Origin of the sequence: Streptomyces sp. NPDC020742, assembly GCF_040641675.1 — a bacterium.
Lineage (GTDB): Bacteria > Actinomycetota > Actinomycetes > Streptomycetales > Streptomycetaceae > Streptomyces.
The window spans coordinates 459,783-477,812 of sequence record NZ_JBFAEA010000001.1; the positions used below are offsets into that span (position 1 = coordinate 459,783).

Below are 18,030 nucleotides of genomic sequence, written 5' to 3' on the forward strand. Positions count from 1 at the left end.
GAGAGCCTATGCCCGCAGGACGGCTCGCCGCGCCGCCGCCGCACACCCGGGTGCGACACGCCGCCTAGGACTCCTTCCGGGTGATGACCTTGAAGGCCAGCTCGGCCAGCTCCTTCTGGCCACCGGCGCCCGGATGGAACCAGTCCCAGGTGCTCAACTGCCGTCCGCTGAAGCGGTAGTCGAAGACCGATCGGTCGAACCGGCACAGCGGGTCCTTGCCGCACACCTCCGCCAGCGCCGCGTTGTACGCCACCACCCGGCTGCGGACCGCCGCCCGCCGGTCCTGCGCCGGCTTCGTCAGATCGTCCGGGTCGCGCAGCATCGACCCGCAGATCCCCAGCTTCCAGACCTCCTTGCCCAGCGGGTTCTTGCGCCCCTCGGACCACAGCCGCAGCAGGTCCGGGACCGAGGCGACGTACACCTGGGTGTGCGGCAGGGCGCGGCGCAGCGACGTCAGGGACCTGGCGAAGTCGGCGCGGAAGGCGGCCGTCGGCGTCATCGCGTCGGTGGTGGGCCGGCAGGCGTCATTGGCGCCGATCAGGACCGTGACCAGCTCGGGCTTGCGCCGTACGGCCGCCGCGACCTGGCCGGGCAGATCGCTCATCAGGGCGCCGGTCCGGGCGAGGTTCCAGCTGTGCGCGGCGGGGCGCTTGACCAGCCGGTGGGCGAGGCTGTCGACCCGGGGGTCGGTGCCGGTGGCCCAGGAGACCTCGCGGCACTCGGAGAGCACCGTGCAGGCGTCGAAGCCGACGGTGATCGAATCGCCGAGCGCCGCGATCGAGTCCGGATCGGTGCGCCACACCGGGGTCTTCCGCTTGGGTGACGCGCCGGAGTGCGGGCCGGCCGTGCCGTCCGCGCCACATGCGGTGAGGGTGATCAGCAGTGCGGCAGCGGCCGTGACGGTACGTGAGAACCGGTGGCCGAAGCGGCGGCGCCGGGGCCGGCAGGGCCGATCGATCCGGGTCATCCCCTGTCCCCTCCGGCGTGCGAGTGATATCTCTTCGGTACCGACGGTACGTCACCCCTCGCCCGGCACCGCGCGGTAGCTTTGCCCCGTGCCTGCCGGGCGGTGACCCAAAGTGGCAAGTGCAGTCGGCACAGACAAATTACATCACGTCATTTCCTGTCCCTTTTGCGGCAAATTCCGCCTAATGGTGTTTACTGTAGGTCACCTTGCAGGCTGGTGCCGAAGTGATCGCCGGGGCAGAATGACGACTGTCCCGGCCGCAACCGGAACGGGCACGAGGCCGCTGGGGAAGGCGAACCTCGAACCGCACTGGAGGTCCCGGTGACGACACGTGGAGTTCTGTACGTCCACTCCGCTCCGCGCGCGCTGTGCCCGCACGTTGAATGGGCCGTGGCGGGCGTCCTCGGCGTGCGCGTCAATCTCGACTGGATCCGCCAGCCGGCGTCTCCGGGCACCTGGAGAGCCGAGTTCTCCTGGCAGGGCGAGGCCGGCACCGCCTCCAAGCTCGCCTCCGCACTGCGCGGCTGGCACCTGCTGCGCTTCGAGGTGACCGCGGAACCCTGCTCCGGCGCCGAGGGGGAGCGCTACAGCTCCACCCCCGACCTGGGCATCTTCCATGCCGTCACGGGCATCCACGGCGACATCCTCATCCCCGAGGACCGGCTGCGCGCCGCCGTCGCCCGCTCCGCGCGCGGGGAGACGGAGCTGGCCGCCGAGGTCGACAAGCTCCTCGGCAAACCCTGGGACGACGAGCTGGAGCCGTTCCGCTACGCCGGTGAGGGCGCCCCGGTCCGCTGGCTCCACCAGGTCGTCTAGGGCGCTTCTTTCGGGTCTTCGTGGGCTCGCTGATCCACGAAGATCCCAAAGAAGCACCCTGGGGCGAACCCGCCCGGATCCCGACACGCGGCAGCGTTGCCCCGGAGCCCGCTCCAGCGCCTAGCGTGCCGCCATGGCCGACAACAACTCTTCCGGCACCCCGTCCGTCGCGGTGCTCGGCACCGGAATCATGGGCGCGGCGATGGCCCGCAACCTCGCCAGGGCCGGGCTGGACGTCCGCGTCTGGAACCGCACCCGCGCCAGGGCCGAGCCGCTGGCCGCCGACGGCGCCCTGGTCACCGACACCCCCGCAGAGGCCGTGGACGGCGCCGGTGTGGTCCTCACGATGCTGCTCGACGGGGACGCCGTCCTGGACGCGATGCGGCAGGCCGCCCCGTCACTCGCGGCCGGCACCCTCTGGCTGCAGTCCAGCACGGTGGGCACCGAGGGCCTCGAAAGGCTGGCCCGCTTCGCCGACGAGCACCGGCTGCGGTTCGTCGACGCCCCCGTCCTGGGCACCAAGGATCCCGCGGAGAAGGGCGAGTTGACGATCCTGGCGGCCGGCCCGCAGGACGTACGGGAGCGCGCGGGGCGCGTCTTCGACCGGATTGGGGGGCGTACCCAGTGGGTCGGCGAGGACGGCACGGGCGGCGCCGCCAGTCGCCTCAAGCTCGTCGTCAACACGTGGGTGCTGACGGTTATCAGCGGTACGGGTGAGACGCTGGCGCTCGCCGAGGGGCTCGGCGTCGACCCGCGTGACTTCCTCGCCGCGGTGGCCGGTGGCGCGCTCGATCTGCCGTATCTGCGGCTGAAATCCGAGCTGATCCTGTCCGGTGACTATCCCGCGAGCTTCACGGTGTCCGCGGCCCGCAAGGACGCCCGGCTGATCACGGAGGCCGCCGCGGCGGCCGGCGTGCGGACGGACCTGGTGGCGGCCGCCGCCGAGCGGTTCCGGCGGGCCGAGGCGCAGGGGCACGGCGACGAGGACGGCGCCGCGGCCTACTTCGCGAGCTTCCCGGAGTGACACATGGGCTGACGCACGCCGAAGGGCCTGCCCGGTGAGCGTCACCGGGCAGGCCCTTCGGGTGGACTGAGGGTGCGTCAGACCGTGCGGAAGGCGAGCACCACGTTGTGGCCGCCGAAGCCGAACGAGTCGTTCAGGGCCGCGATCGGGCCCTCGGGCAGCGGGCGCGGCTCGCCGCGCACGATGTCCGCCCGGACGTCGTCCGCCTCGACCTCGGGGTCGAGGTTCTCGATGTTGATCGTCGGCGGGGCGACGCGGTTCTTGAGCGCGAGGACGGTGGCCACCGTCTCGACACCGCCGGCGCCACCGAGGAGGTGACCGGTCATCGACTTGGTGCTGGTGACGGCCATGTGGTCGACGTCGTCACCGAAGGCCTTGCGCAGCGCCCGGAGCTCGCCGACGTCACCGGTCGGCGTCGAGGTCGCGTGCGCGTTGACGTGCACGATCTCGCTGGGCTTGAGGCCGGTGTTGTCGATCAGGTTCTGCAGCGCCGCCGCGATGCCGTTGCCGGACGGCTCGGGCTGCGTGATGTGGTGGGCGTCGGAGGAGATGCCCTGGCCGACGGCCTCCGCGTAGATGCGTGCGCCGCGGGCCTTGGCGTGCTCCTCGGACTCCAGGACGATCACGCCCGCGCCCTCGCCGAGCACGAAGCCGTTGCGGTCGGCGTCCCAGGGGCGGGAGGCGCCCTGCGGGTCGTCGTTGCTCTTGGACATCGCCATCATGTTGCCGAACGCCACGATCGGCAGCGGGTGGATGGCGGCCTCCGTGCCACCCGCGACGACGACGTCGGCGCGGCCGGAGCGGATCATCTCGATCGCGTAGCCGATGGCCTCCGCGCCCGACGCGCACGCCGAGACCGGCGTGTGCACACCGGCGCGGGCGTTGAACTCGATGCCGACGTTGGCGGACGGCGAGTTGGGCATCAGCATCGGCACGGTGTGCGGGGAGACGCGGCGTACGCCCTTCTCCCGGAGCACGTCGTACTGGTCCAGCAGGGTCGTCACGCCGCCGATGCCGGAGGCGATGACCGTGCCGAGCCGGTCGGGGTTGACCGAGGTGTCCTCGCCGGCCTTGGCGGTGAAGCCCGCGTCCTTCCAGGCCTCCTGGGCCGCGACCAGCGCGAACTGCGCCGAGCGGTCCAGCTTGCGGGCCTTGGGTCGCGGAATGGTCTCGGTCGGTTCCACGGCGATCTGCCCGGCGATACGGACGGGCAGATCGGCCGCCCAGTCCTGGTCGAGCGCGCTGATGCCGGAGCGTCCGGCGAGCAGGGCCTCCCAGGTCGAAGCGCTGTCGCCACCCAGCGGTGTGGTTGCGCCGATACCGGTGACGACCACGGTGCGATTGGTCGCATTCACGGGAATTCTTACTCCACGGGTAGAGGTGTCTGAATCGACGGCGCCACCGCGGGGTGGCGACATGCGCGGGAGAGCTGGGTCAGCTCTGGTGCTTAAGGATGTAGTCGGTCGCGTCGCCGACGGTCTTGAGGTTCTTGACGTCGTCGTCCGGGATCTTCACGTCGAAGCGCTCTTCGGCGGCGACGACGACCTCGACCATGGACAGCGAGTCGACGTCCAGGTCGTCGGTGAAGGACTTGTCCACCTGGACGTCCTCGGTGGGGATACCGGCGATCTCGTTCACGATCTCGGCGAGACCGGCGACGATCTCTTCCTGAGTGGCGGCCATGATGGCGCTCCTTCGGTCATTTAACGGGAAACTGCGTTACTTGCGGTGAAGATCCGTGCGGTGGCCGACACGTCCGGAGACGTACGGCCCTGCCCAGATCTTGCCCTAGGGGAGGGTAACGACCGTTGCGGCGTAGACGAGACCCGCCCCGAAGCCGATGACCAGCGCGGTGTCGCCGCTCTTGGCCTGACCGGTCGCCAACAGCCGCTCCATGGCGAGCGGGATGGAGGCGGCCGAGGTGTTGCCGGTGGTCTCCACGTCACGGGCGACCGTGACGCTCTCCGGCAGCTTCAGAGTCTTCACCATCGAGTCGATGATCCGCATGTTGGCCTGGTGCGGGATGAAGACGTCCAGGTCGTCCGGGCTGACTCCGGCCGCGTCCAGCGCCTGCTGGGCGACCTTCGCCATCTCGAACACCGCCCACCGGAAGACCGCCTGGCCCTCCTGGGTGATGGCGGGGTACCGGATCTCCTCGAGGGCCGGGCGCGCCTCGGGCCCGTCACCCCCGGGGAGCGGGGTGGAACGGTAGACGTCCCAGCCGAGGGTCTGCTTGATCGTCTCGGCCTTGTCGCCCTCCGAGCCCCAGACCGTCGGGCCGATCTTCGGCTCCTTGGCCGGGCCGACGATTACCGCGCCGGCGCCGTCACCGAAGAGGAAGGCCGTCGCCCGGTCCTCGAGGTCGGTGAGGTCCGAGAGCCGCTCGACGCCGATGACCAGGACGTGCTCCGCGCTGCCCTCGGTCACCAGGCCCTTGGCCAGGGTCAGGGCGTAGCCGAAGCCCGCGCAGCCCGCCGAGATGTCGAAGGCGGCCGGCTTGCCGGCGCCGACGCGGTGGGCGATCTCGGTCGCGATGGCCGGGGTCTGCTTGAAGTGCGAGACGGTGGAGACGATCACCGCGCCGATCTGCTCGGGCGTGATGCCGGCGTCGGCGATGGCCTTGCCGGCCGCCTCGACCGACATGGTCGCGACGGTCTCCTCGGGGCCGGCCCAGTGGCGGGTGGCGATACCGGACCGCGAGCGGATCCACTCGTCGGACGAGTCGATGTGCTTGAGGATCTCCTCGTTTGGCACCACCCGCGTCGGCCGGTACCCGCCGACGCCCATGATCCGGGCGTACGGGGCACCCTTCGAGGGCTTGATCTTCGAGGTCATGCGCTTCGGACTCCTATTCGGCCGGTGCCGAGCCAGCGGTGACGGCCGAGGGCGCGTCGGCGATCAGCGCGCGGGCCGCGTCGAGGTCCTCGGGCGTCTTGAGGGCGAGGGTCTGCACGCCGGGCAGCGCACGCTTGGCCAGGCCGGTGAGCGTGCCGCCGGGGGCGGCCTCGATGAGCGTGGTGACGCCGAGCGCCTTGAAGGTCTCCATGCACAGGTCCCAGCGGACCGGGTTGGCCACCTGGCCGACCAGGCGCTGCACGAGTTCCTGCCCGGAGGAGACCAGCTGTCCGTCCTTGTTGGAGACGTAGCGGGTGCGCGGATCGGCGACCGACAGCTGGGAGGTCGCGGATTCCAGGGCCGAGACGGCGGGTGCCATGTGGTGAGTATGGAACGCGCCGGCCACCTTCAGCGGTACGACCCGGCGGGTGCCCTCCGGCTTGTTCTCCACCAGCGCGGCGATCTGCTCGGCGGTGCCCGCGGCGACGATCTGGCCGGCGCCGTTCACATTCGCCGCGGTCAACCCGAGCCGCTCCAGATGGGGGAGGACGACGGCCTCGTCGCCACCCAGCAGCGCGGCCATGCCGGTCTCGGTGACGGCGGCGGCCTCGGCCATCGCCAGCCCGCGCCGGCGCACCAGCGTCATCGCTTCCTCGTCCGAGAGCGTGCCGGTCAGCGCGGCGGCGGCGAGCTCACCGACGCTGTGGCCGGCCGTGGCGCCGACCTGCGCGGCGAGGGCGTCGGCCGTCGGGAAGAGCTGGCGGGCGGAGATCAGGGCGGAGGCCACCAGCAGCGGCTGCGCCACTGCGGTGTCGCGGATCTCCTCCTCGTCGGCCTTGGTGCCGTAGTGGACCAGGTCCAGGTCGATGGCGGCCGACCACGCACGGAGCCGGTCTTCGACACCGGGGAGGTCGAGCCAGGGGGTCAGGAAGCCGGGCGTCTGAGCGCCTTGGCCGGGAGCGACGAGTACGAGCACCCTCACACTCTCTCTTGTGGGTGGTTCCGCCCGCCCGTGGGGACAAGGACGAAGAACCATCGGGGTAATTGTTGGTCTCCGACAAAAGTCTAGGGTTGGGCCTCACTGTCAGCCAGGCGCCCCAGAATCAGTGCGATACGGAGGGTGAACGCCGAGCGGACGTCGGAGGGTGACCATCCGGTGACGTCCGTCACACGTCGGAGCCTATAGCGCACGGTGTTGGGGTGGACGAAGAGCATCCGCGCGGCCCCCTCCAGGCTGCTCGCCTGTTCCAGATAGACGCTCAGCGTCTCCAGGAGCGCCGACCCCGCCTCCTCCAGCGGTCTGTAGATCTCCTCCACCAACTGCTCCCGCGCGACCGGGTCCGAGGCCATCGCGCGCTCCGGAAGCAGATCGTCCGCAAGGACCGGCCGCGGGGCGTCCGGCCAGGCCGCGCACGCCCGCAGTCCGGCCGCCGCGGCCTGTGCCGAGCGGGTCGCGGCCAGCAGGTCGGAGACCACCGGCCCGGCCACCACGGGACCGGCCGCATACGGGCCGATCAGCGCCTTGGCGGCCTTGAGCGGGTTGTCCGAGCCGCCCGCGATCACCACCAGGCGGGAGCCCAGCACGCCCGTGAGCACCTGCAGCTTGGCGTGCCGGGCGGCGCGCCGGATCGCCTCCACGGTCAGCTCGCTGTCCCCGTCGGGCGCGGTGCCCAGCACCACGCACACATGCTCCGGCGCGTTCCAGCCCAGCGCCGCGGCCCGGGACACCGCGCCCTCGTCCGCCTCCCCCGACAGCACCGCGTTGACCACCAGCGACTCCAGCCGGGCGTCCCACGCGCCGCGCGCCTCGGCGGCCTGGGCGTACACCTGGGCGGTGGCGAAGGCGATCTCCCGGGCGTAGACCAGCAGCGCCTCCCGCAGCACCGACTCGTCCCCGGGGGCCGCGACCTCGTCGATCGCGGACTCCATGACCTCGATGGTCGTCCGGACCATCTCGACGGTCTGCCGGAGCGTGATCGCCCGGGTCAGCTCGCGCGGCGCGGTGCCGAAGACATCGGTGCTGATCGCCTGCGGGGTCTCCGGGTGCCGGAACCACTCGGTGAAGGCGGCGATGCCGGCCTGGGCGACCAGGCCGATCCAGGAGCGGTTCTCCGGCGGCATCGCGCGGTACCACGGCAGCGTGGCGTCCATGCGGGAGATGGCCGCCGCGGCCAGTTTGCCGGACGAGTTCTCCAGACGCCTAAGGGTCGCGGAGTGCGGGTGCGCGTCGCGCGATGCGGGTTCAGACACGGGACAAGCCTGCACCATCGGGGCGGAGAGGTGAGGGGGCGGGGGCTACGGTGGGCAGATGATTCAGGTGCGCAGGGGCGCGGAGCGCTATCGGGGCGGCGATCCGGACGCCGGGATCGCATCACTGCACGCGTTCTCCTTCGGGCCCCACTTCGACCCGGACAATCTGCGCTTCGGTGCCCTCATCGCCTGCAACGAGGAGCGGCTGGCGGCCGGTGCCGGCTTCGACGAGCATCCGCACCGCGACACCGAGATCGTGACGTGGGTGATCGAGGGCGAGCTGACCCACCGGGACACGGCCGGCCACGAGACCACGGTGCGTCCGGGTGATCTCCAGCGGCTGAGCTCGGCCGGCGGCGTCCGACACGTGGAGCGCAACGCCGGCGACGCGCCGCTGCGGTTCGTCCAGATGTGGCTGGCGCCCGTCGCCTTCGGCGGGGAGCCGTCGTACGAGGTGGTGCGCGGCATCGCCGACGGCACTCCGTACGCGGTGCCGGAGGCCGGCGCGCTGCTCCATCTACGCCGGCTGCCCGAGGGCGGGCGCACCGCGCTCCCGGACGCCGCCCGCGCCTACGTCCATGTGGTGCGCGGCGCGGTGCGGCTCGGCGACCAGCGGCTGGAGGCGGGCGACGCGGCGCGGATCACCGATGCGTCGGACCTGGAACTGACGGGGCTGGCGGCGTCGGAGTGCCTGGTGTGGGAGATGTCCGAGGAGCCCGGTTACCTGTGAGACGGCGGGCCCGGCGCCGGTGACCGGGTCCTTCCGCCGCCGGGCGGGCGCTCAGGCCGACTGCGCCAGCTCGGCCAGCACCGCATCGGTCAGCCGCGGCCAGACCTCGATCGCCCACGGTCCGAAGTCCCGGTCGGCGAGCGCCACACAGGCGGCCCGGGCGTCCGGGTCCACCCACAGGAACGTGCCGGACTGCCCGAAGTGCCCGAAGGTGCGGGGCGAGGAGCCGGCGCCCGTCCAGTGCGGGGACTTCCCGTCGCGGAGCTCGAAGCCCAGCCCCCAGTCGTTGGGCTTCTGGTGGCCGTAGCCCGGAAGGACGCCGGACAGCCCGGGGAAGACCACCTCGGTAGCCGCCGCCAGGGTCTCCGGCGACAGCAGTCGCGGGGCCTGCAGTTCGGCGGCGAAGCGGACCAGGTCGGCGACGGTGGAGACGCCGTCCTTGGCGGGCGAACCGGAGAGTTCGGTCGCGGTCATGCCCAGCGGGGCGAGCACCGCCTCGTGCAGGTACTGGGAGAAGGGGATGTCGGTCGCCTTGGCGATGTGGTCGCCCAGCGCCTCGAAGCCGGCGTTGGAGTAGATCCGGCGGGTGCCCGGTTCGGCCATCGTGCGGTGCTCGTCGAAGGCGAGGCCGGAGGTGTGGGCGAGCAGGTGGCGCACCGTGGACCCCTCGGGCCCAGCCGGCTCGTCCAGCTCGATCGCGCCCTCCTCGACGGCCAGCAGCGCGGCGTACGCGGCCAACGGCTTGGTCACCGACGCCAGCGCGAACCGGTGCTCCAACGGGCCGTACGCACCGGCCACCACCCCGTCGGCGCGTACGACGGCGGCCGCGGCGGTGGGCACCGGCCAGTTCTCGATCATCCCCAGGCTCTGCATGCCCCGAGCCTAACGGCACCAAATTCCGGTCAAGTCTGCGGATGATCGACGCTTGCTTGGAGTGCGCTCGAACTCTCTAGCGTTGAGGAGGTCGAGAAGACATTCGGCGGAACAGGGGAGACGGGGAATGACGCTGACGCACAGCGAGCCGGTGATGGGCGGGGCGACCGTGACCGGTGAGGTGCCGGAGAGGGTGCGCGACTGCCGGTCCACCCGGGCGCATCCGCAGCCCTTCGGCCGCGACCGCTACACCATCAGCGAGGTGGCCGAGCACACCGGCCTCAGCGCGCACACCCTGCGCTGGTACGAGCGGATCGGCCTGATGTCGCACGTGGACCGCACCCACACCGGCCAGCGCCGCTTCACCAACCGCGACCTGGACTGGCTGAGCCTGGTGACCAAGCTGCGGCTGACCGGGATGCCGGTCGCGGACATGGTCCGCTACGCCGAGCTGGTGCGGGTGGGCGAGAGCACCTTCGCCGAGCGCGAGCGGCTGCTGACCGCGCACCGCGAGGACGTCACACGGCGGATCGCGGAGCTGCAGAGCACCCTGGACGTACTCGACTACAAGATCAACATCTATGCCGACGCCCGGCGGGCGTCCGAGAGGTTCTGAGGACTTCATGAGCAACGACACGATCGGGACGGTCGAGCTGGGCACCAACGGCCCCCGCGTCGGGGTGCAGGGCCTGGGTTGCATGGGGATGAGCTTCGCCTACGGCCCCACCGACGCCGACGAGGCGCGGGCCACCCTGGAGCGGGCGCTGGAGCTGGGCGTGACGCTCTACGACACCGCCGATATGTACGGCATGGGGGAGAACGAGAAGTTCCTCGCCCCCTTCCTGGCGGCGCACCGCGACGAGGTCGTGCTCGCCACCAAGTTCGCGATCTCCCTCGACCCCGACGACCCGACCAAGCGGATCATCCGCAATGAGCCGGCGTACATCCGCCAGGCCGTCGAGGGCAGCCTCCGCCGGCTGGGCGTCGACGAGATCGACCTCTACTACATGCACCGCCGCGACCCCGAGGTCCCGCTGGCGGAGTCGGTGGGCGCCATGGCCGAGCTGGTCGCCGAGGGCAAGGTGAAGCACCTCGGGCTGAGCGAGGTCACCGGCTCCGAGCTGCGCGCCGCACACGCCGTGCACCCGATCGCCGCGGTGCAGTCCGAGTGGTCGCTGTTCAGCCGGGACATCGAGGACGGTGTGGTGCCGACCGCGGCCGAGCTCGGGGTCGGCCTGGTGCCGTACTCGCCGCTCGGCCGGGGCTTCCTGACCGGTGGGTTCGTCAACGCCGACAAGGAGCTGGGCACGGACGACTTCCGCCGTACCCAGCCCCGCTTCACTGGGGACAACGCGGCCGCCAACGCCGCGCTGCTGGAGCCGGTCCGTACCCTCGCCGAGGCGCACGGCGCCACACCGGGCCAGATAGCCCTGGCCTGGGTGCAGCAGCGAGCCGATGTCCACGGGCTGTCCGTGGTGCCGATCCCCGGGACCCGCAAGCGCACCCGGATCGAGGAGAACACCGCCGCGACCCGCATCCGGCTGACCGAGGAGGAACTGGCGCTGCTGGAGCCGATCGCGGGCCGGGTCAGCGGCGACCGTTACGCCGATATGTCGTTCACCTCGGCGGGGCGGGAGTAACCCGGCGCTCCGGGGCGGGTCTTGGCAAGGCCCACCCCGGGGCGGTGTCACGCCGGATCATCCGTGACACCGGATCGCCGCACGCGTGGCCCGTCACGCCGGACCACGCCGCGCCCCGCGCAGCACGCCGGGCCCGTTACGCCGGCCCCTCAGGCCAGGCCCAGGGCGAAGGCCGCGAACCCGGTGGCCAGCACCCCCGCCAGCGTCCGCCGCATCCGGGTCACGCCCGTCCAGGGCGCCTCGAACCGGCGGGTGGTACGGGCGATCAGCACCAGCAGCCCGGCGAACAGCGGCAGCCAGGCCAGCCGGGCCGCCAGCCAGCCGACGGTGTCGGGCGCCGTGGTCAGACCCGGCACCGTACCGACGAACGACGCCGGCACCGCGGCCGAGAGCATCGCCGTCTGGTGCCAGCACAGGATCGTCATCGCCGCGAGGTTGATGAGCACCACCGGTGCCCACAGCGCCGGCCGGCGCAGCACCCGGGCGAGCCGGTCGCGGAGCAGGATCGCGGCCCCCGACTGGGCCGCGGCCAGGGCCAGGACCAGCAGCGACGGCGGGTGGGAGTTGGTCCGGTCCTGCCCCGGGACGCCGACCATGCTCGCCGGGTAGTGGAAGAACAGCAGGAGCGCGGCGAACAGCGCGGCCCCGCCCAGCAACAGCACCCGGGCCGCGGGCCGGCCCAGCCGCCGCTCGCCCCAGCAGACGCCGAGCTGATAGGCGAACATCCAGCCCGGGAGCAGGTTCAGCAGACTCAGCCAGGACGGCACGGCGTCCGCGAACGGGCCGTACCGCAGCGCGTCCACCACCGCCACGGCCGCCAGCAGCGGCACCGCAGCCCAGGCGCCCATCCGCCGCGCCGCCCGTACGCAGTACGGCGTCAGGGCGGTGATCACCACATAGATGCCGACGAACCACAGCGGCTGGATCACCAGCGTCGCCCCGGTCCGCAGCGTCGCCTCCGGCACCCCCAGCGCGTACAGGACCGGAAGCAGCGCCGCCCATACGGCCGTCACACCGATCACCGGGCGCCCCAGCCGGAGCAGTCGGCCGCGTAACCAGGCGCCGGTGGACGCACCGCGCGCGGTGGCCCGCCGGAGCGAGAGCACCGACGCATGGCCGCCGACCAGGAAGAAGATGCCCAGCATCTGCAGCACCCAACTGGCCGGCGCCAGCGCCCCTAAGACGGTCAGCGGGCTGGCGTTGTGCAGCGCCCCGCCGGCGTCCCGGGTGAAGCCACCGAGCAGCCAGTGGCCGGTGGGCACGCTGACCAGCGCCAGGGCGCGCAGCCCGTCCACCGCCCGGTCGCGGTCCCCGGGGGTGCGGGCCTCGATCGTGCGCAGTGCCGTGCGGACCGCGCCGCCGAGCGGCGCGAGGAGTGCGGTTGTCATGAGACGTCCTTGGGGCCGGGAATCGGTGGGTGAGGTGCGGGCGGGTCGGCGGCGCTCGGGTGCGGGTCAGCGCACCGCGCCGTAGCGGCCCAGCACGATGGCGGCGAAGGCGCGGAGGGAGTCCGTACCGGGGACGAGGTAGCCGGTGTGGCCCACGGCCCGCTCGGCGGGCACCCGGCGGGCACCGAAGGCGGCGGAGACCGGATCGGTGCCGTGCCCCAGGCCCAGCAGCTCGATGTGCGGTATCCGGGCGATCCAGTCCGAGGCGTCCCGCGCCGCCCAGACCCGGGCGGCGGTGTGCAGGTCGGCCACGCTGTCCCGGCGCATCCCGGGGGAGCCGAAGACGACCAGGTCGCGCAGGGCGCCGCGGCCCAACCGGGGCGCCGCCAGCCCGCAGACCACCGATCCGTAGCTGTGGCACAGCACGGCCGGCGCCGGGGCGCCGGTGGCGGCCAGCCCGGACAGCAGCCGGGCCAGCCGCGGGGCCCCGGCCTCGGCGAGCCGCCCGGTGGCCGCGTCCGGGCCCAGCCCGACCGGTGTGGTGTACCCGGCCCAGGCGATGACCGCGGTACGCATCCCGGGCGCCTGGGCGGCCAACTCCCGGCGCAGCGAACGGGCCATCCCGGTCGGTGTGCCGTACGGGTCCTTGGCGCGGTCGAAGGTGCCCAGGTCGATGTCCGAGCCCGGTACGAGCACCGCGGTGTGTCCGGCGGTCGTCAGATCGCCGTAGACCTCGGCCACTTGGCCGCGACCGCGGGGGTCGAAGGCGAGGATCCGGCGGCCGGGCGCCAGCAGCTCGGCGCACCGCCGGGCCGCCTTCCTGGCCTGCCGGTGGTCCTGGAGGGTGCCGGCCGGGTCGGTGGCTCGGCTCAGCTGGCGGGCCCGTTCCGCCTTCAGGGCACGGGAGTTGGCCTCGTAGCGCAGGGCGACCGGCGCGCCGTCGAGGTTGCCCACGGTCAGCGGGTGCCGGACCACCAGGGCGTGCCGCTGGGCGTCGGTCAGGGTGCCGAAGAACCGGGCGACGGCGGCGGGGCCGGCGCTCGCCGGGTCCGGCAGCGGCACCCCGAGGACGCGGTCGGCCCGGAACGCGGCGGCGCCGGGCGGGGGTCCGGTGACCGCGGTCTGCGCGGTACCGGCCGCCCAGCCGCCGGTACCGGCGACCAGCGTCACCGCGAGCGCGGCGCCGACGAACAGTCGCCGGCCGCGCCCGAAGGCGGTGCGCAGCACGGACATCGGGTCTCCCTCCGTTGGTGTGACGGAGGGAAACGTACGGAGCGGGTCCCTGAAGCGGCGTCACACCGCGGAGCCAACTCCGGGTGATACCGGGGTAGGGGGTGGCGGGCGGCCGTCCTCCCCGGGGAGGACGGCCGCGGCCGGGCGGCCGGGGCCCCGCGGTCGGCACGGCCGGGGGGTGGGGGAGAGTGTTTGGGGAGAGGTGTTGATATAGGTGGTGGGGGTGGGCCCCCGCGGCCCCCCCCCCCCCCGCGCGGGCGCCCCCCCCCCCGCCCCCGCCCCGGGGCCCCGCCCCCCGGGGGGCCCGGCCCCCGCGCCCGTTGTGCGGCCGACGACTCAGCGCAGGTCGGGGCGGAGCCGGGCGGCCTCCGGCAGCACCGGGGCGGCCGTGCCCAGCCGGGTCCGCGGCAGGTCGCCGTGGTCCGGTGCGGCGACCGCGACGGTCAGCGTGGTCAGGGCGAACAGGCCGGTCAGGGCGAACACCGCCCGGGTGGTCCGGCGCGCGCTGCGCTCGCTGCCGGCGCGCACCTCCGGCGCCGTGGGCACGGTCACCTCCAGCGCGGCCATCACCGCCGCGAGCCGGGCCCGCAGTACCGCGCCCTGCTCCTCCGGGGGCCGGCCGGCCAGGCCCGGACCGGGCACCCGCGCGGCGACCCAACCGCGTGCCCGGTCCAGCCGCCCGGCCGCGGCGGGCCGGCTCGCCTCGCACTCGGCCGCGGTCGCCGCGAGCCCGAGACCGGCACCGTCGTGCAGCAGCAGCGCCCGCCGGCGGGGCGCGGGCAGGCTCAGCACCGCCTCCAACAGCGCACGGTCCTGTGGCCCGGCGGAGAGCGGGAGGCGCTGCGGCGTCCGGGCGGTCCGCAGCCGGGGCGCCAGCCGGTGCCACGGCGTCAGCGCGTACTCGTAGGCCGCCGCCCGCACCCACCCCGCCGGATCCGGATCCACTGCGACCTCCGGCCATCGTTGCCAGGCCAGCTGGAAGGCCCGCTCCACGGCCCGCCGGGCGAGGCAGGGCCGCCCGGTGAGCAGATAGGCCTGGCGGGTCAGCTCCGCGGCACGGCGGGTGTGGAGGTCGTCGAAAGCGGTGGCGGCCGGGGCCTGCTCGCACGGGGTCATGCACAGCAGTGTGGAAAACCGGCGCCGGCGGACACGACCCGACACACCAGGCAAGCCAGACTCAACCGGCATACGCGACACGTCGATCATCTGCTCAGTACGGGGCGGCACCGGCAGTTGTTGGCAGCATGGCCGCGTGAGCCAGTTGACCGACCGCGGCCCCCTGCTCTCCTCGCACGGCCGGACCGCAGCACAGCGCTCCTCCGCCCTCGGTGCGGCCTTCCTCGGCGGGGTGACCGCCGCCGGCCTGGGCCTGGGCGCGCTGACCGTCGCCGTGCTGCTGCTCTGGGTGGCCTCCCCCTTCCCCGACAGCGGCCCCTCCCGGGCGCTGCACCTCGCCGCCGACCTGTGGCTGCTGGCGCACGGCGGCGACCTGGTCCGCACCGCCACGCCCTCCGGCGGCCCGGCCCCGGTCGCGGTGACCCCGCTGCTGCTGTCCGTCCTCCCCGTCTGGCTGCTGCACCGTGCCGCCCGGCACACCCTGGCGACCGCGGCCGGCGCCCCGGCCGAGCCCGGCGCCGCCCGGCCCGTCGGCGCCGTCGCGGCGCGCCACCTGCTCGGTGCGCTGCTCACCGGGTACCTGCTGGTCGCCGCCGGTGCGCTGGTCTACGCCGGCACCGGGCAGCTGCACGCCGCACCGCTCAGTGCGCTGCCGGCCGTCCCGGCCACCGCGCTCGCCACCGTCGCCGTGACCGCCTGGCACATCCTGGGCCCGGCCGGCGCGGTCCTGCTGCCGCCCCGGATCCGGCGGGTCGTGGTGCGGCTGCCGTACCGGTTGCGGACCCTGTTCGGCGGCCCCCGCGGAACCGCCGCGGTGCGCGCCGGGGGTGCCGCCGTGGCGGCGCTGCTGGCCGCCGGCGCCCTGCTCACCCTGCTCGGCCTCGCGTTGCACGCCGGGCAGGTGCGCGCGGACCTGCTCCGGCTCGCGCCCGACTGGGCGAGCCGGGCCACGGTGCTGCTGCTGTGCCTGCTGCTGCTCCCGAACGCGGCGGTCTGGGGCGCCGCTTACGGCCTGGGGCCGGGCTTCACCCTCGGCGCGGGCAGCGTGGTCGGGCCGCTGGGCGCCTCGCCGCACCCCGTTCCGCCCCCACTGCCCCTGCTCGGCGGGGTGCCGGACGTGGGCCCGGGCACCCCGCTGACCTGGGCGGTCGTGGTGGTGCCGGTGTGCGCGGGGGTGCTGCTCGCCCGCTTCGTGGCCCGTCCGGCGGCGGCGCCCGGAGGCGCGGCGGGGCCCTGGTCGTGGTGGACGACGGCCGGGGCGGCGGGCCTGGCGGCCGGGGTGTGCGGAGTCCTCACGGCGGCGCTGGCGGGCCTGGCCGGCGGCGCACTGGGCAGCGGCGCGCTCGCGGACTTCGGGCCCAGCTGGTGGGCGACGGGGCTGGCGGCGGCGGCCTGGACGGCGGTGACTGGTGTCCCGGGCGCGGTGGCGGCACGGGCCTGGCGGCTGCGGACCGCGCGGCGCCGGGGGCAGCCGGCCGACGGCGTGGTCGACGGCGTGGTCGACGGCGGGACCGGTGCCGGGGCTGTCGCAGTCGCCGAGGACGCTGTGCACGCCGGGGACGGTGCGAACACCGGGGACGTTGCGAACGCCGGGGATGCTGCGAACAGCGGGGACACGGGGAACGGCGAGGACACCCGGCGCGCCGAGGAGGGCGAGGACGCCCGTGGCACCGGGGACACCCGGGGTGCCGAGGCCGCCCGGGGGAGCGAGGCCCCCCAGGCCTCCGAGGACCCCCGGAGTACCGCGGAGGGGCAAGGGCCGGACGGTGCGGAAGCCTCCGCGCCCGAGGCCGGGGACCCGGCCGCCGAACCGGTCCGCTGACCGCGGCGCACCGCTCACGGCGTACCGCTCACGACCTACCGCTCAGGGCACACCGCTCACGGCGTACCCCGCTGAGACCGCCAGAGCCCACCGGGAGACCGCCAGAGCCCCCGGGAGACTGCCTGGGCCCACCAGAGCCACGGCCCTGCGGCGCACCGCACGCCGCGCCCGCCGTGCCCGCCGCGTACGCCGCCCCCTACTGCTGCACGCTCAGCAGCGGGCGCAGCTCCTTGGGCAGTAGGTCCTCGCAGGACTTGCTGGCCGACTGGGTCAGGGCGTCGTTCACACAGGTGAAGTAGTCGCGGTAGACCAGCTGCACGGTGAAGGTGGCGGCCACCATCACCAGCGCCAGCGAGGCGGTCACCAGCCCCGCGATCGCCGCCGTGACCTGCGGCCGGGTGCTGCCGATGCTGCCCGGGGCGCTGCCGGCGCCGGGCTGTCGTCCCGGGGCGGGTGCGGGGCCGCCCTCGGTCGGGCGGCCCTCCATGGCGGCGGCCTTCGCGGCGGCCTGCTTGGCGGGGTCCGGCTTGGCACGCAGTGCGCTGACGCCCCAGTAGAGGGCCAGCGCCGCCAGCAGCAGCGCGACCTCGGGCAGGCTGAAGAGCACGAAGAAGAACGCCCACATGCCGGCCAGCAGCGCATAGCGCGCCCGGCGCTGGGCGGGGTCGGTGGGGTCCCAGCGCAGACCGCCCGGCCCGCCGGGGCCGCCGTTCTGCTGGCCGTTGCGGCCGCCCGGTCGGGAGCCGAACCCTCCGCTCTGCCGGCCCGGCTGGCGGGGGCTCCAGTGGCTGCCCCAGCTCGGCGGGGGCCCGTCCTGGGGCCGCTCCTCCTCGCCGTCGGGACCGCCCTGGCCCTGGTCCTGCCCCTGGCCGTGGGCGTACGGGTCCGGGTGGCGCGGGCGCCACTCCTGGTCGGGGGTGCCCGCCGGGGGCGGGGCGAAGGGGTTGTCGTCCCGGTCGGGGCCCGAGGACGCCGGGGAGGACTCCGAGGACGACGACTTGCGCTCCCGCGGCAACAGCACCACCCCGGGAGAGGTGGCTGGCCGGGGGTACCACCCAGCGGTGGCTGGGAGAGGAAGCGGGAGGGCCGCGCGGCGGCGTCGGTCCGTCATCTGGAGTGCGTCTTCCCCTTGTCTCGTCCGTACGCGGGCCCTTGGGCCGGCGCGCCCGGTTACCACGAACGGCATGCGGTCTTACGCCCGACGCTACCTCCCGTCCTCGCCCCCGTCCCGCGGGGGCCGCTCGGTGTGCCGGTATCGTTGCTGACGGTCGGCGCCTTCGTAGGGTTCCCCGGATGTGCGGTACCCGCGGCCTTGTGCGACCACACAAACCCTGTG

The 18,030-nt window shown here is 74.0% G+C and carries 17 protein-coding genes; 6 read left to right on the forward strand and 11 right to left on the reverse strand.

Features of this window, described 5'->3' with window-relative positions; translation table 11 throughout:
• Window positions 1–64: 64 nt before the first annotated feature.
• A complete protein-coding gene (locus AB0G84_RS01915; RefSeq protein ID WP_361314030.1) occupies window positions 65–967 on the reverse strand; it encodes an SGNH/GDSL hydrolase family protein in 903 nt (300 codons plus the stop codon).
• Window positions 968–1,288: 321 nt separating this feature from the next.
• Between AB0G84_RS01915 and AB0G84_RS01920 the strand changes: the two genes are divergently transcribed.
• Both AB0G84_RS01920 and AB0G84_RS01925 read left to right on the forward strand, forming a co-directional pair.
• Window positions 1,289–1,783 (forward strand): DUF3145 domain-containing protein, encoded by a 495-nt coding sequence (locus AB0G84_RS01920; protein WP_361314032.1) that lies wholly within the window; start codon window positions 1,289–1,291, stop codon window positions 1,781–1,783.
• A gap of 133 nt (window positions 1,784–1,916) precedes the next feature.
• Window positions 1,917–2,807: an NAD(P)-dependent oxidoreductase gene (locus tag AB0G84_RS01925; RefSeq protein WP_361314035.1), complete on the forward strand. Its 891-nt coding sequence runs from the start codon at window positions 1,917–1,919 to the stop codon at window positions 2,805–2,807.
• Window positions 2,808–2,884: 77 nt separating this feature from the next.
• Here AB0G84_RS01925 and fabF read toward each other — a convergent pair whose 3' ends face one another.
• The 5 genes from fabF to AB0G84_RS01950 form a co-directional block, all read right to left on the reverse strand.
• Window positions 2,885–4,162, reverse strand: coding sequence for a beta-ketoacyl-ACP synthase II (fabF, locus tag AB0G84_RS01930; RefSeq protein ID WP_361314038.1), 1,278 nt, complete (start codon window positions 4,160–4,162; stop codon window positions 2,885–2,887).
• A gap of 79 nt (window positions 4,163–4,241) precedes the next feature.
• Window positions 4,242–4,490 (reverse strand): acyl carrier protein, encoded by a 249-nt coding sequence (locus AB0G84_RS01935; protein WP_006605825.1) that lies wholly within the window; start codon window positions 4,488–4,490, stop codon window positions 4,242–4,244.
• 105 nt (window positions 4,491–4,595) lie between these two features.
• The gene (locus AB0G84_RS01940; RefSeq protein ID WP_361314043.1) at window positions 4,596–5,642 is read right to left on the reverse strand and encodes a ketoacyl-ACP synthase III; all 1,047 of its coding nucleotides are present in this window, start codon (window positions 5,640–5,642) and stop codon (window positions 4,596–4,598) included.
• Between the two features lie 13 nt (window positions 5,643–5,655).
• Complete coding sequence (locus tag AB0G84_RS01945) at window positions 5,656–6,618, reverse strand: ACP S-malonyltransferase (RefSeq protein WP_361314046.1); 963 nt, start codon at window positions 6,616–6,618, stop codon at window positions 5,656–5,658.
• 89 nt (window positions 6,619–6,707) lie between these two features.
• The gene (locus AB0G84_RS01950; protein WP_361314049.1) at window positions 6,708–7,892 is read right to left on the reverse strand and encodes a helix-turn-helix domain-containing protein; all 1,185 of its coding nucleotides are present in this window, start codon (window positions 7,890–7,892) and stop codon (window positions 6,708–6,710) included.
• Window positions 7,893–7,950: 58 nt separating this feature from the next.
• Here AB0G84_RS01950 and AB0G84_RS01955 point away from each other — a divergent pair, with 58 nt between their 5' ends.
• Window positions 7,951–8,622 carry a pirin family protein gene (locus AB0G84_RS01955; RefSeq protein ID WP_361314051.1) on the forward strand — a complete coding sequence of 224 codons (672 nt, stop codon included), beginning with the start codon at window positions 7,951–7,953 and terminating at the stop codon, window positions 8,620–8,622.
• A 51-nt stretch (window positions 8,623–8,673) separates the two neighbouring features.
• Here the strand turns inward: AB0G84_RS01955 and AB0G84_RS01960 are convergent, their stop codons facing one another.
• Window positions 8,674–9,495: a serine hydrolase domain-containing protein gene (locus tag AB0G84_RS01960; protein ID WP_361314054.1), complete on the reverse strand. Its 822-nt coding sequence runs from the start codon at window positions 9,493–9,495 to the stop codon at window positions 8,674–8,676.
• A gap of 127 nt (window positions 9,496–9,622) precedes the next feature.
• Between AB0G84_RS01960 and AB0G84_RS01965 the strand changes: the two genes are divergently transcribed.
• Together AB0G84_RS01965 and AB0G84_RS01970 are read left to right on the forward strand one after the other, a co-directional pair.
• Complete coding sequence (locus AB0G84_RS01965; protein ID WP_361314057.1) at window positions 9,623–10,111, forward strand: MerR family transcriptional regulator; 489 nt, start codon at window positions 9,623–9,625, stop codon at window positions 10,109–10,111.
• A 7-nt stretch (window positions 10,112–10,118) separates the two neighbouring features.
• Complete coding sequence (locus AB0G84_RS01970; RefSeq protein ID WP_361314060.1) at window positions 10,119–11,135, forward strand: aldo/keto reductase; 1,017 nt, start codon at window positions 10,119–10,121, stop codon at window positions 11,133–11,135.
• A 149-nt stretch (window positions 11,136–11,284) separates the two neighbouring features.
• On the opposite strand, the gene AB0G84_RS01975 is transcribed toward AB0G84_RS01970, so the two are convergent.
• The 3 genes from AB0G84_RS01975 to AB0G84_RS01985 all read right to left on the reverse strand — a co-directional run bounded on the left by AB0G84_RS01975 (window position 11,285) and on the right by AB0G84_RS01985 (window position 14,872).
• Window positions 11,285–12,523, reverse strand: coding sequence for an acyltransferase family protein (locus AB0G84_RS01975; RefSeq protein ID WP_361314063.1), 1,239 nt, complete (start codon window positions 12,521–12,523; stop codon window positions 11,285–11,287).
• 66 nt (window positions 12,524–12,589) lie between these two features.
• Window positions 12,590–13,756 carry an alpha/beta hydrolase gene (locus AB0G84_RS01980; RefSeq protein ID WP_361314065.1) on the reverse strand — a complete coding sequence of 389 codons (1,167 nt, stop codon included), beginning with the start codon at window positions 13,754–13,756 and terminating at the stop codon, window positions 12,590–12,592.
• Between the two features lie 336 nt (window positions 13,757–14,092).
• Window positions 14,093–14,872 carry a hypothetical protein gene (locus AB0G84_RS01985; protein ID WP_361314068.1) on the reverse strand — a complete coding sequence of 260 codons (780 nt, stop codon included), beginning with the start codon at window positions 14,870–14,872 and terminating at the stop codon, window positions 14,093–14,095.
• 136 nt (window positions 14,873–15,008) lie between these two features.
• Between AB0G84_RS01985 and AB0G84_RS01990 the strand changes: the two genes are divergently transcribed.
• On the forward strand, window positions 15,009–16,694 hold the full coding sequence (locus AB0G84_RS01990) for a DUF6350 family protein (RefSeq protein ID WP_361314071.1): 1,686 nt from the start codon (window positions 15,009–15,011) through the stop codon (window positions 16,692–16,694).
• Between the two features lie 196 nt (window positions 16,695–16,890).
• Here the strand turns inward: AB0G84_RS01990 and AB0G84_RS01995 are convergent, their stop codons facing one another.
• Window positions 16,891–17,805, reverse strand: a complete 915-nt coding sequence (locus AB0G84_RS01995; RefSeq protein WP_361314074.1) for a hypothetical protein — start codon at window positions 17,803–17,805, stop codon at window positions 16,891–16,893.
• Between the last annotated feature and the right edge of the window lie 225 nt (window positions 17,806–18,030).